Source organism: Pseudoxanthomonas sp. LH2527 (assembly GCF_022539275.1).
Taxonomy (GTDB): Bacteria; Pseudomonadota; Gammaproteobacteria; order Xanthomonadales; family Xanthomonadaceae; genus Pseudoxanthomonas_A.
The window spans coordinates 65,564-79,504 of record NZ_JAKZBW010000012.1 but is presented as its reverse complement, the minus strand read 5'-3'; the positions used below and the strand labels follow the sequence as shown (position 1 = coordinate 79,504).

The window sequence follows — 13,941 nt, the reverse complement described above, 5'->3', positions numbered from 1 at the left end:
GAAAGATCGAGCGAGCCCGTCCATGCAGAACGTCTCCCCCATTCTGGAAAACCTGGTGAGCGTCCACAGCATCGCTCGCAGCTGGAGCGGTGTGAATGCGCTCCTGACAGACTTCACCTGCTCGGGTCGCGTCATGTACGAGGTTCCTCACCAGGAGAATGCCCGGGTCGGCATGATCCTCGAGGAGGTGGGCGAGCATCGTTCAGAGCCCAGGTTGAAACGCTCCACGGCGTGCACGGTCGATTACAGGCCGAAGCAGTTGAACTTCGTCCCGGCGGGCATGGACATCTGGGGCTTCAGCAAGGACATCCGCTATGCAAGGGACATACGCGTCTCGTTCGACGCGAAACGACTCGCCGAACATTGCCATCTCAAGCACACGGATGCTGCGTCCGTACCAGATCTCCGATTCTCGGACGAGAAGCTGTCGACGTTGATGCAACTCATCGCAGACGCCGTATCTGATCAGGATGCCGGCGACCAGCTCTACGGCGATGGGCTGATCACCGCGTTCGCCGCGAGATTCTTCTCCCGCAGCAAGGTCGTGGCACGGGGACCGTCAAGACTCTCTCCCGTGCAGTTGCGAAACGCCATCCGCTATCTGGAGGCCCGTATGCCGCTCCGGGTCGAGCTCGCTACCCTGGCTTCTCATGCAGGGCTTTCGCCGTATCACTACAGCCGGGCATTCAAGGCGTCCACGGGGCTTGCGCCCTATCAATGGCAACTCCGATCCAGGATCCAGCACGCCCAACGCCTGCTCCTGACCACGAGCGCCTCACTGGAGAGCGTGGCCGAGGCGACAGGATTTGCGGACGCTGTGCATTTCGGCCGGACATTCCGAAAACTCACTGGCGCGACACCCGCAGCATGGCGCCGGGATCGACGCTCCTGACAATGCGGCATGGGACGCCCGCGCGGCGGCATGGCGCCCCCCTGAGATCCGACCGCAATTTCGAACTGTTCCCGGCAAGAACAGCCAGTGTCGAACACGTCCGCAGACGGGATACTGGTGACGGATCTTGGCATGGCCAAGCAGTCAACCTGGTTCCGAGTGTGCCTTTCGCACGGCGCGTCCCGGTGCCTCTCATCGACAGGATCGACATGATCAGCTTGATTGGAAAACGCGCACTGGTGACCGGCGGCGCGCGTGGCATCGGCGCGGCAATCGTGAGGGCTCTGGCAGAAGGTGGCGCCGACGTAGCGTTTACCTATCGCGCGTCGGCCGACAAGGCGCGGGCATTGGCCACTTCGATCCAAGGCACCGGACGGCGCGCCATCGCCATTCAGGCCGACAGCGCCGAGCCTGCCGCCATCTCGCGCTCGGTGAGCGAGGCTATCGAATTCCTGGGCGGACTCGACATTCTCGTGAACAGTGCGGCGATCGCCCACAACGGGACGATCGAAGATCTTGATATGGACGAATACCAGCGTCTCATGAATACGAATGTGCGAGGTCCCGTCCTCTTCTCCAAGGCGGTGATACCGCACCTGGCCGAGGGTGGGCGAATCATCACGATCGGCTCTGGCTTGTCCGAGCGCGTCCCGTTTCCTGGCGTGACCGCCTATGCGATGACTAAAGCGGCGCTGGTCGCGTTCACCCGCGGTCTGTCACGAGAACTCGGTCCCAAGGGCATCACCGTGAACCTGGTAAACCCTGGCTCCACCGACACGGATGCCAATCCGGCGGATGGTCCTGCGGGCGATTTCCAACGCAGCATGACGTCGCTCGGCCGTTTCGCGCGACCAGAGGAGATTGCCTATGCAGTCGCCTTCCTCGCGAGTCCCGCGGCAGGCGTGATCACCGGAGCGTCCCTCACGGCGGACGCGGGCGCGCTCGCGTAGCCCAGGCTCGCACCAGCCGCAACTTGTGTTGATGTCAGACATGGGCATGTCGACCGCGGCCCGGGAAGACCCGCTTCAGGCGACTGATGTACTTGTCGGCCCCTTTAAGTTCGCTGCGCGCCCAAGGGCCGTAGTGGTCGCGCAGGAACTCGGCGAAAGTGATCTTCGGCGCGGGGGGCTTGGCGATGCTAGGCAGCCCGGTCTGGATGTACTCCGCGATGATCTTGCGGGCAATCTCCCGAGCCTCGTCGAGCGTCAGGTGCCCAGCGGACCCCAGCGTACGACGCTTCCCGTGCTCCCAGGTGACGACCCAGGCCTTATGCCCGCTGGGCTGCACCCGGAGCAGGAGGCCGCGTACCTGCGTGTCCCTGAGCTCGTAGGCGCGTTCCTTGGGCTGGGCGGTGGCAACGAGACGCTTGGTGAGGGTGGTGACTGGCATCCGGGCTGCTTCCGTGGTTGGTGTAAGCCAACGATAGGAAGGGCCGAAGGTTCATGATTGGATGCGGACCATCCGTATTGGGGTACTAGACCCCAGGGCAGGGGCCATTAGCACGATGTGGTAACAGCGGCTAGAAGCCGCGCACCGAGGATCAATAGGGTTGCATGCGTCGACCAGCACGTCTGCGAACAGAGCTAACCATTGCGTGTAACAGCCGCGACAAAGGCATTCTCAACCTGGCGGCGAAGGTCTTCGTCCAGGTCTTTGATTGAGTTCATAGCTCGCTGTTGAAGGGGGTCCAGAAGTTCTATATCACTTGGATCAACATCCTCAAGTCTTCGAAGATCTGTGGGCCAATCCGACTCAAGATCGACTACAAGCGACACTCGTCGGAGGATGCTGGGGATGGACAGAGAAAGGTCCCCCCCACCGCACGAAAGGACGACGACGGGAGACCTTTTCGTCCCTGAGGTTGCATCATCAATAAGTGAGTCGATCAACGAAGCAGCATAGATCTCGATAGGCGAAAGGTCCGAATTGAGGATAGCAAGCCCGCCTGCACCAGCAAGCTCGGCTGCTTCGCTATGAACGAGATCACTTGATGTCAGTCCCATTGAGACTTCCATGAAAGCAGCGTTGTCTCGATCCTGGCGCGCAAGAATTCTGGCGCATTGCCTTGCCAAAGTTCCTACCAGAGCCAATGCTATCCCGCAGGACGCCGCCACAACTGCAAGCGACGACAAGATAGTGGCCTTCCGTCTATTCACTCCTAGCGCCAACATCCTCGAAATCGCATCTTCCGTTGAAATCGCGGTATGGCGAACGAACAAGCCTGGCGGCGCCTTCTCTGCAGGGGTATTACTCGAAAGGCTCGGAGCACGGTATGTGCTAGATAGCGTCTGAAACACCTCGGCATTTGCTAGCGCCACGGTGCCTTCGCGGATGGCTCTATCGAAGGCTTCTTTCACCTGCTTCGCCGCGGACTCGGCTTGTTGGCGGTTGCTGCGCTCTTTATCTCTTGCAGATCTATCAAGCTCAGAAATCCTACTCCTGAGAGCAGAGATCTCGGCTATCAGTCCGGCTCTATCGGACTGCCGCGCTTTCAGCTCCTCGGCTACAAGCTCCTCAACTCTATCGCGAACAGCGTTCTGTGAGCCAAGAAGAGAAAGCACTGCATCCAACTCATCGGAATTCATCGAGATCTGCTCAATGGATGAGGCAATCCTCTTGGCTCGATGAGATATTTCTCCTCCCGCCCTCTTGCGAAGAAGTTCTGAAATCTCGCGTCGCTGGGCTTTGGTGGACGTGAGCTTTGTCTCAGATTCAATGTCTCGAAGCAGTCTCCGGAAAGCGATCTCAAGGGGGGATAGATCTAGATTTGATGAGGGCCCAGTAGGAAGGCTCAAGCAATACTGTTCGCCTTCTATGAGGTGTGTTTCTAATGAGCTCCAGGCCTGCCATGGCTGCTCAAATGCGTCGTCTCGTGCATAAGAGATCCCCTTGGGAGAGACAATCGCAACGTGGTCAGATAGTAAGAAGACGACCTGCTGTCCCGCCTGGGCCCGGCCATGGATCGAGCAAGACTTAATGCGATCCCGGACTTCGTCAGCGTCACTGCTCGGGACTGAGAGCTTAACCACCCTGATAGGCGAATTCTGCTCGCTGCTCATGTGGAATCTTGTCTTGCCCTCCGCGCCATCTCGCTCAGACACGATCCAGCGAACAAGTGCGCCTCGTTTGAATGCAGATCGAAGCGCAGATCTGTGGCTCATCACGGAGCCGCTCTCTGGGAACATATGAAGTCTGTCTTCCCTGCTGAGATAGTAGGGATTGCCCTCCAAGATGATGAGGACAGGATCGACAAAAATTGCTCCGTTACTCAGTTCCGTTGTGTAGATTCCAACAATTTCAAACTGATCGCCCTCTGGTATGCGCGGCAGTGCTGATGGAGTTAGTGCGCGAATTCCCGTCGGAGAGGCGCCATCCGCCTGATGGTGACTGGCCTGCGCGAGTGCACGGCGAACAAGATCAGATTCAGGGCCGCTAGATGGAAGAAGCGACAACTGTTCTCGAGCAGAATCTTTGTCGCCGGCACGTAAGCGAACTAGCGCATTAACTAGCCCACGAGTGCTTTCGGAGAACGGAGCTAAGGCGTCATCGATCGCGTTCTCATCGTTCGCGACAATGGCGGCGATGAGCTCTGCTAGGTGAAAGTTCTGTATAGGACCAACGCTATCGTGCTCTTTTGACGCCGACTCAAAGTCCTGCTCATCTAGATCTGCCGAAACTTCATGGTCCTTTGCCGCAATTTCCTCAACCACCCGTGGACCAAATGGCCGTGCGAGAAGCTCAATCAGACGCTCGTCAGGGTTGTCAGAGAACAGCTGGCTGAGCGCTGAGCGGCATATGGCGAGTTCCTCTGCGGCTGGAAGCGGTTCGTTCTCGTCGAACAGCGTCTCCAGATACATAAGGACCTCTTCCATGGGGACCGGTGTCGCAATGGAAGCATTTGTCGTAAACCAGTTACGGAGGACTTCGTCCGTCTTTCTAGGGAGCCTTTCGCAAATGACCCGAACTCGCTCCTCTCGCCCGTGAGGAAGATTCTGAACCTTGGCGCCCCTCAGAAGTAATAGCTGCTTGGACTCCTGAAAGAATCTTCTTAGCTCGCCTTCGTGGGTCCCCTTCGATATCAGGACGTTGAGCTTTCTTGCATTGATGTTAAGAAACGCCATGGTTGCTCTCAGAAGACAGGGCGATTAGCACAAAGGGAAGGGCGTGCGAGGCATTGTTTTCTATGGCCCAACGGACAGCCTGTTCTTTCGAACAGACATCCGCCAGCTTGCCTGACGCTGCTGGGGATAAAGAACGGAGAATGTGCTGGCTCAATCTGTGGCGCCATGGTCGCGGCTGCTCGCTAACGACGATCGTATTTCTCGGGATATGAACCGACCCAAAGGAGCCAAGATCGAGAGCGCCGAAACTCCCCGAGAATGTATTCTCTAATCCATCCGGCACAGGTCGAACTGCCACGTTATCTATTCTTAGCTTTCTCCACAGCAGCTCCGATGGAACGACAAGGTCGGCATAGCCAGTTCTGGAGATATGCTCAGCCGCTTCAGTTGAGAACAGGTTGATGGCGTCGTGCGCTATGACCACTGCCCCACGTGGTCCAGTCAGGTCGAGTGGTAGAAAGCGGATAGTCCTAACAAATCCCGAATCTAACCAGATGGCGAGTTCACTAGGTCTCTCGCAGAAGTCCACCTGGTAAAAGGCGTCGGCAATCTTTTTCACCGTTACAGCAACATCGGTCTTTGTTGCAGCGGCATGGATGGTAGGTCCCCAGGATCGCACGATCAGCTGCGTGACCGTGTCGGCGAAGATAGGGGATCCATCAAGATCAAAGCGAATCGGCGGTGGCCAAACGATATCGACGCGTGGCTTGGAGGGTACGATAGCGCGCGCCAAGTAATACTTTAGGTCGATGATGTCGCCTGCTTGGTGCTCAGGTGAGTCGCGGAGACGTAGGCGATAGATAGTCCAGCTTCGATGCTGCTTCTGGGGCTCTGTATGAATCAACGCGGGTGGACAAGGCGAGCGCAATTGGCTCTGAGTAACAAGAACGTACTCTTCACCAAGTTGAAGTGGCGCATTCGCCTTCTCGAGCACTCCGCCGATGGCTGTTACTCGAAAGTAGTTTCCAGAGAGGCAGAACTGAGACAAAGCCGCCTCCACTCGCATTGCCAATCCAGGATCAACCGGACTAGTTTCAACTTTAGCAGGCGGGGTGCTCAGCGAAAGCTGTGCGAAAGAAGTTCGTGATAGCTCCTCTCCAGAAAACTCGGCTCTGCCCAATGATGAGCAGACTGCCAGGGTGGATCTATAGCCATCGGCAACTTTCGGAAGGCGAAGTTGTAAGCTAAGCGGAATGGGTCGCTGATCTACCCAGACAACTGCCGGACCTGCTGAGGTCGGCGGCTTAGAATGGGGCGACGCTGCCTTCGGTTTGACTGAGCCAGTGCCGGGCTGATAAAGCTCGCATGCGACACTAAAGTTCCGACTGTAATGTGCAAAGTGCGGTCGATTGTAGTTCCCGTGCCGATGATAGACGCTTGCCTCGCATACCGGGCATCTCAGTAGATGCTGATAGGCCGCAGGAGTTCCGGCCTTGACGTGATCTCTGGAAGAGTCAATTGCCCAGTCCATGCGCTTGCACACCGGCTAGATCGAGTCGAGTCGAATTTCCATGTATCGAGGCGAGGAGGTCGGTGACTAGCCAGTCTCTATAGCGAAGATCTCTTTCACTTCGAGGAATTACCCATCTCTCAAGCGCAGCCCGCGAAGCCTCGCGAACGGTAGGTAGACCGCCATACAAGACGCGTCTTCCCTCGCCTCGGAGCAAAACGTCCGCATTAGAGGCAATCTTACAAAGGAACACCTCTCTGACAAAGCCGTGCTTAGCGAGCTTAGTGTCCATCCCAAGTCGCTCAAGTGCTCGCCGAATAACGCGAATTCGCCAATTCGGACCTGAGCCGAACTCGAAGTTGGTTGCATAGTCATCTTTGACGTGCTCGAGGTACGAGCGAAGCTCGTCAAAGATACTGCCTGAGAAGTGGAAGTGACCCCATCCCGAAGTGAATCCAATTGGCTCGAAGATCTTTCGGCCATTCAACTGAAGCCGGTTGTATGTCGACGACCTCCCAAGTGCAGATGTAGTTGTCACTGCCAGAAGTCGCGCGCTCTTCTTCTTCTTTGAAATGAGGCCTCTTGACCCCCCATATCTTTCCTCGAAGGCGTTGACGACCTTCCGCGATCTGATCAGCGAGGCAACCAACTTGCCTCCGAGCAGGTGGCTGTATGGGGGTAGGGCTCCAAGTACGTAAGCATCCATCAGGTTCACCAGCGCTTCGGAGCGGCGATGGTGATCCCACCCTATGGCAGCGTCACGAGCTGCCTGATTGAAGACGGCATCCCCCAAGGCAAATATGCCAATCAGCTTGTCATTGCCCCGATCCCACACAAGAAACCTCATCCTTCTCCCATAGCCGTCGGACACAGGCACCTGCCAATAAAGGCTCGCCATGCGGAATAGGTCTGACTGCCAGGTGCGACCATCTACGAGCTCCAGTTCTGGACGGATCAAGTGAGGCTTAATGTCAGAACCTGATGCAAACCATCTAAGAAGAGAGCTCTGATGCTTGCCTAACCAAGCCTTGTTTGCAACGAGCTTCTCTTCGCGTTGGCCGCGATGGAACCGCCGATAGGCATCCTTATCCAAACTTGGGGGCTGCAAGCGACCTTCTGCATCGCGCTGAAAGCCGAGCTCCTGGAGATGATGCCGGATCAGATGCTTAAGCCTTGCTTCTCTTGATGCCAGCGGGATCACGTTTCCCTTACTCATACCAGTTCCGCGAACGCACTTGGAAGGTCCCTTGCTAGCTCATAAGGGGTGAAAGTCAGAAGTGTCTCTCCGTCTAGGCGAACCTTTGGGTCGCAGGCTCGTAAGGATGGGCATGCCGCTAAACGAAGCGCTCTGCCATTGTGAGCTACGGAAGTTCCCCGCGGCCCGTTTGTGATCTTCCATCCAGCTAACCTAACCATCTCTAGAAGAGGATGTAGAGCCGCTAATTGCGAATCCTCCGATAACTCTTCTGGTGCCAAGCCGAGTTCCACGTAGTTGGCAAGGTCGATTCCTAGGCTTCTGTCGAGATCTGCATGAAAAAAGCGGTTCGAGTAGTGGCGTAGGCACTTCTCACACGATGTGGTGCAATCGCAGTTGTATAACAGGGTTCTGGCTTCGGCAAATATCGATGCAAAAGACTCTCCGGCCTGCAGCGCGTAGCCAGCGCCGCCAGACAAAGTGTCATAGATAAAAATGTCCGCAAACGATGTCGACCCGTCATTGCCGAGGCGATAGCCCGCGCTGACTTCCTTCGTATCTATGTCAAGAATACGCCCCATTGAAAGAGTTAGCGCTTCGCACAGCGTCTGCAATGCGTCCTCTAGCGGCTTCCTGTCTCGGCGCTCAAGAATTCCGAACCTTAGTGGGCTATCAAGATTTACTCTAAGAAGAAGCACGTCCGATGTGAATGCATAGCCCAAGAAAACGCTCTTGAACTCCCCATCACAGCGCGGCGGAAGCTGTTGGCCAGCGGAGCGAATGTAGTAATCGCGAGCGTGAGTTCCCTCGTGATCTCCCTCTGACAGAACCTTCCCGCATTTGCAGCACACGCGGAAGCCGACTTCATCCGACTCTGGATCGCCCTCATTGACTACCACCAACCGTTGCTTGCGTAGGTGAGCAAGGCCGCCGCGGACTCCAAACGGCTTGGTTTCGATCCGGCGATCCTCTTCGGGTAAGGGGAGCTGTGCTTGAGTAACGCGGCTGAAAACCTGGTCCTCAAACTCATCTATACCTTTACGCCCATCGGGGAACACCATCTCTGGACGGATGACGGTCATCGTTCTTAGCGTGCCAGACCCACACTGAGGGCACTGCTTCTCACCATCATCGCTCGCTATGAACCCAGCGGTGTATGAACACTGTGTGCAGCTTCTATGTACCTTGCTCTGGTCGAACAGGACTTTTGCGCGGTCCACTTCAGTATCCGGCCCAGAAGACGCGACAGTTCCTATGCGATAGGTCTTCTTGTTTACTACTACAAGGCGTCCGGGGGCATACTCCGAGAGGGCAATGCTAAGGCCCTGTTGTGCCTTCTCTACGGTTCGAAAACCGCCCTTGCTAGTCGGCTCCTGTATTTGCAAGGCGCAGAGATCGGTAGGGAACGCGTAGGAAGGCAGTAGTCCCTTTGAGAACAGAAACTCTATGAGGCTTGTCTCTAATCCTTCTTCAGAAGAGGGGCGCCTGGCTTCGATCTCTTGGATCATCGCGTCGGCGACGGATGCAGCGACCTGCCCTTCAGGAAGCCATTCTTCAGCTCTCCGAAGCGAGTCAATTCCCTCAGGTTTTGTGCGCACCCATGATTTGAACTCTTCGAGGCCGGTCGACTTATCCGAGTTGTAGAAGGTCCAAGTGTCACCGAGAGCGGTGTAGATATCCCCGGTCGCCGAGGCGGTTGCGAGAGGGCGAAAGAAGTCTTGCAAGAGCTGGGCAAGAAGATGCCTATCCGTGATCCGCGGGTTAGATGTATCGAGGACAGGCTTTGGCGGGTCGCCGGCTAAGATCTTGTTCGGATTCTGGAAGTAGTGAGCATCGTGAGCGCTGGATTGCGCATACGTAACGACGGTAGACACCGATGAACCGCGTCGGCCGGCTCGGCCTGCACGCTGCTGGTAGTTCTGGCGCATCGGTGGGACATTGCGCATTGACACCGAAATCAGTGAGCCGATATCGATGCCGACTTCCATAGTCGTTGTGCAACTTAGCACGTCGATTGCCCGCTCTCCGGGACGAAGTATGTCGCGAAACTGTCGTTCAAAGACTTCTGTAGTCGGCGAAGGGCTACTCGCATCCTTGTGGGAAAGCTGGGCGCTGTGCTCCTGCACATCAATGTTCATCAAAGGCGAGCCCAGAGCCACAGCCCTTGCGACTGGATCTCGCCAGAAACCCTTGCGAGCTCGAAGATAGCTGGTGCTGTTCGGGTCGACTAGCGTCGCTGCGCTGTCTGTGCAGTTGGGGCAGCGTCCGAAAAGTAGTCTTGGCGATACGCTCTTGCATCGCGCACACTGCGCCCAATGGTCGTCTAGCGCGGGACGCAGGGATATGTGGGCCGGTCTGAGATAAATTGAACCATCTGGTTTCGCATCGCACAGATTGCTGGCGAGGCAGTTTGCTATGTGGTCAACATTCAGGCCTTTTGACTCAAGTAGAGCTTTCTGTGAGCGCGAGAACCCATCGGCAGCGAACGAACGCTTTATTGGATACCTAGATGCCTGATTCCTTACGCCATCAGGAATGTCTCTCCCGAAAGCAAAACGAGCCAAGAGACGTTGTATCCATACAACGGAGATGGCTTCTAGATCGACTGGCGTGACTCCATCTATTTCAGAGGCGATCTTGAGTCCAATGGGCCGGGCTACCGGGGCAACGTATCCTAGAGTTAGCGCACTCACCGAATAGAAGGGCGTTCCCAACTGTTTGAGGAGGATCGCCCAATAGCTCGGGGGTGGCGACAAGCTATCGTCCTGCAGCTGCGCTTCTAGGTCGCCGTCGTAGAAGCGATTGAAACTCCGAAGGTCATTCTCAATATGTGCTCTGTCATCGCCATCGAAAAAGCGTAGATCATGGACGAGAAGGCACTTAAGAAAGGCGACATACAAGTCTTTGTGCAGCCTCGGCTCCCGCTTGCGCTCCAGAAGGAGCTTGGCAGCTACAAATATTGTCTGACGAAAGACGTCAAGCTCGATTTCGCGAGGGATATCTCGAGCTAGTCTGGCGGCCTTCTGTCGACCATCAGAGAAGACAATCGTCTTTCTGCCGCCATTTGGTGTCTGCGGTGTTTGAGGTCTAGTAAGAGGCTGAGCAGCCACTTGCGCCCGGATTAGATGAGCGAATGGGGCTTCTCCCTTGGTTGCTAGATCCATTGCAAGAGGCGCTTCCGCGCTACTTCTTTGACCGCACGCGGGGCAGTCGCCCTTTAAGCTAAGAACTCGACGTCCCTGCTCTCTTGTCTCTGCGCTTGGACGAAGGAGCGGCAGGTACTCTCCGCTTCTTTTGCCGCTCGGAGCCGTCGGAAGCAATTGCCCGGTCAAAGTGTGCAGCCAAGTCATCGTGCCGCCACTTAAGGTGGCGGCTTCCTGTTCAGAAACGACATAGAACTGAGATTCGACTAATTGGGTTTCTGTCCAGGTCCCGTTGGATGGCTGATGCCACAAGAAGTCACCATCTGCGCCCGACAAGTATCCACGTAAAAAGCTAGCGCCGCATGATCTATGAGTGAGCAGCTCGTAGACTCTGGATCCACACTCGCATCGCAGTCTTGCATTCGCGTGAAGTCGTCCGAGCACATGGCTTCCGGATGATGCGCGTGAGCCACACTCGATGTTGGTGCATGCAAAGAGTCCGGGAAGACCGCGAAAGAACATGTGAGATCGGATAGGGCAGAAGGAGCGGCTCTTGTCGTAGTCCTTTGCGAACGACATCAGCGCCAGAAGAGCCTCCGTTGCGGCTAGCCTGCCTTCGCTATAAGGAAATGCGAGCTCAGCACATTCGGTGAGCGTCAGCGGCGAGCGCGATAGCCGCTCTGCTACTAGCAAGGCCACAGGGAGCTTCTCAAGAAATCTGAAAGCATATTGCTGAAGACCCTCTTGGCTAGGCGATGGATCTGCCACCAAGATGGATAGAGACTTAGACAGTGCGACTATATCGGCCTGCGCCCTGCTAACGTCCATGGAGGCAGAGAGAATCGCAGAGAAGTCGAACTCTGAAAGAGTCTTCTGCGTTAGTGCGTCGGCCGGTTCCCCGCCTGAACGCTTTTCCAGGTCGCCTACTACTAAGTTGAAACTCGAAGAAGGGCCCCCGGTAAGCTTCTCGGCAAAATTCGTGATCTCAGTCTCGGCAGCCTCAGATGATCCTAGACTTGCGCTGGTCAAGATGAATCGGATGCGGTGTGCCGCAACATTTAGCCGTGATCGAAGCCTGCGGAGGAGGTAGGCAACCTCGGCGCCGCCAGAGCCTCTATACATGTGAGCTTCGTCAAGAACAATTATCAGTTCATTCTGACTGTCTTCCTGGAGCCACTCTGCAGTCTGCTGAAAGATGGGCGCTTCGAGAGGCCGCAGCATCATGTACTCAAGCATGGAGTAGTTTGTAACCAGGATGTCTGGAGCAACGCACTGCATCTCATGACGCGTTAGGAGTTCAGAGTCGGTTGGACTTGTTTCAAGTCTCGACCCCAAGAAAGATGCGAGGTCCTTGGCTGGCCATTTACCTTCAACCTTAAGTTGGCTTCTGTAGTCGGCAGTCATTCCCTCGAGGTAGAGTTTTCTGATCTCGTCTTCTATGCGCTCCTTATCCTTCCGGTTCGATCGAATTCCCGGATAGGGAGAGCGGCTTGTATACATGCCGAATGTTGCTCTCCGGGAATTGGCCCCTTGTAGCTTCTCGCTTACCGTTGGATTGCCGAAGAGGCGTCTCAGTCGGCCCAGTTGATCATTGACCAGCGCATTCATCGGATACAGAAGAATCGCGCGAACTCCAGTCTTTCGCCAAGATTGAGGCCTGCTTTCAGCCTCAATGGCGAGGCTCGAAAGGATTGGCATCAAAAAGCTCTCGGTTTTTCCCGAGCCGGTGCCTGTTGCAACAATCAGGTTCTTGCCGGCAAGGAAGTGCTCAAGTGCTTTGCATTGATGCGTGTAAGCGATCTTTGGGATCCCGGTGGAGCCTTCACTGGAGGCGCGCACCAAGATTGACTTTGCGGCTTCGGGAATTTTCAGGTCAGGGTAGCGGCTACCCTGAGAGTATTGCGGTGTCGCCTCGAGCCTAGGCTCCTGGAATGTGTTTCCAGGCTGTTCAAAGATTCGGTCCCGTTCGCTGATAAGCCATTCGTCCCAGATGTGATATTGAGCGCTAAGGTATTGATGTAGTGTGTCAAGCAGCGTCTTATGGACTGAGTGAACGGAATAGGATGGTGTAGTCATTTCAGGGTGTCCGAGAAGCAGCCTAGCTTCGCGATTCGCGAGAGGAGAACTGGTGCTAGTTCCGTTGGTGCTGTGAAGGTTGTTGTAAGGCCGGAACGGACTATCTGCGTAGAGATCGCAAGGGCGAGTCGGTATTCCGCGGCGGGTAGCCTCAGATTTAGAGTGATGCTCGTTTCACGCTCGCCCGACCGAATGATGGCTTTGGGGGCCGATCCAAGGTGACTCGCAACAGAGAAGAACAGCCTGGCAGCCTCAATATTTATCGGTGCCTCGGAGATGACTGAGCCGTTTTGCACGCTCGCGGAGAAGAAGCGAGTGCTGCCATGAGCTCGTTGTCTACATATGGCGATCTGGTCGACTAATGCCGCTTTGTTGGGCTGGTCGGTCCAAAGAAATGGGATGTGTCCGTCTCTTGTGCTCGGCAGGCTCAAGAATTCCACGCCAGACAAGCCAGAAGTCTTGGCTGAATTGAGTTTGTGGCCGGATATGAGTGCAGCGACAACGCTGGCGGGGTCGTGGTCGGAAGCTCCCATCCAATTTTCTAGGACCTGGTGCGGCAAGTTCTCAGCGGTATCTCTCGACACAAAACGAGAAAGCCCGTGGCGTGTGCACCCTCCCAGCAACCCATGCATATTAGGGGCCGCTCCCACGAACATGAATTTTCCATTGATCTCTACGACGCGGTATGGTGTCAGTAGCCAATAGCCACCCATGACGGGCTCTGCTTCTCGCAGAAGTTCGAGCAGTCTCAACGCCACCCTATACAGCGTTGCCGAGCCAAGTCTATTAAAGGAATTTCGTACGCGGGAAACGTGCACTACACCAAAAGCCCCCGCTTCCTGCCTGGCCAGGCCGTAGAGGGTTCCACGGGCGAATTCCATCAGGGAAGAACGATCCCCATCTTCAGGTGACTGAAGCCAAGAAAGCGGTATCGATTGTCTGTAGCCGCTTTGAGAGTCGGTAGGCGCACTGCTCATTCGCTGTCACTATCCGTTTGTCAGCGGTCTTCGACTGCATACGCGTCAGGCTTCGAGCCTGCCGTTGCTGCGAATTTGATCCCCAGC

Annotated in this window: 8 protein-coding genes; 2 read left to right on the top strand and 6 right to left on the bottom strand. The window is 55.9% G+C overall.

Annotation, left to right across the window (positions count from 1 at the left end; all coding sequences use genetic code 11):
• Positions 1–22 precede the first annotated feature (22 nt).
• Positions 23–892, top strand: a complete 870-nt coding sequence (locus MMG85_RS08775) for an AraC family transcriptional regulator (protein ID WP_241045698.1) — start codon at positions 23–25, stop codon at positions 890–892.
• Between the two features lie 209 nt (positions 893–1,101).
• The gene (locus MMG85_RS08770) at positions 1,102–1,842 is read left to right on the top strand and encodes an SDR family oxidoreductase (RefSeq protein ID WP_241045697.1); all 741 of its coding nucleotides are present in this window, start codon (positions 1,102–1,104) and stop codon (positions 1,840–1,842) included.
• Positions 1,843–1,876: 34 nt separating this feature from the next.
• Here the strand turns inward: MMG85_RS08770 and MMG85_RS08765 are convergent, their stop codons facing one another.
• The 6 genes from MMG85_RS08765 to MMG85_RS08740 all read right to left on the bottom strand — a co-directional run bounded on the left by MMG85_RS08765 (position 1,877) and on the right by MMG85_RS08740 (position 13,758).
• Positions 1,877–2,281, bottom strand: a complete 405-nt coding sequence (locus MMG85_RS08765) for an Arm DNA-binding domain-containing protein (protein WP_241045696.1) — start codon at positions 2,279–2,281, stop codon at positions 1,877–1,879.
• Positions 2,282–2,475: 194 nt separating this feature from the next.
• A complete protein-coding gene (locus MMG85_RS08760; RefSeq protein ID WP_241045695.1) occupies positions 2,476–5,013 on the bottom strand; it encodes a hypothetical protein in 2,538 nt (845 codons plus the stop codon).
• Complete coding sequence (locus tag MMG85_RS08755; RefSeq protein WP_241045694.1) at positions 5,000–6,001, bottom strand: hypothetical protein; 1,002 nt, start codon at positions 5,999–6,001, stop codon at positions 5,000–5,002. The genes MMG85_RS08760 and MMG85_RS08755 overlap by 14 nt, the downstream gene beginning before the upstream one ends.
• Positions 6,002–6,467: 466 nt before the next feature.
• A complete protein-coding gene (locus MMG85_RS08750) occupies positions 6,468–7,679 on the bottom strand; it encodes a Druantia anti-phage system protein DruA (RefSeq protein WP_241045693.1) in 1,212 nt (403 codons plus the stop codon).
• Positions 7,676–12,877, bottom strand: coding sequence for a DEAD/DEAH box helicase (locus MMG85_RS08745; RefSeq protein ID WP_241045692.1), 5,202 nt, complete (start codon positions 12,875–12,877; stop codon positions 7,676–7,678). The genes MMG85_RS08750 and MMG85_RS08745 overlap by 4 nt, the downstream gene beginning before the upstream one ends.
• Positions 12,874–13,758, bottom strand: coding sequence for a hypothetical protein (locus MMG85_RS08740; RefSeq protein WP_241045691.1), 885 nt, complete (start codon positions 13,756–13,758; stop codon positions 12,874–12,876). Before MMG85_RS08740 ends, MMG85_RS08745 begins: the two co-directional genes overlap by 4 nt.
• Between the last annotated feature and the right edge of the window lie 183 nt (positions 13,759–13,941).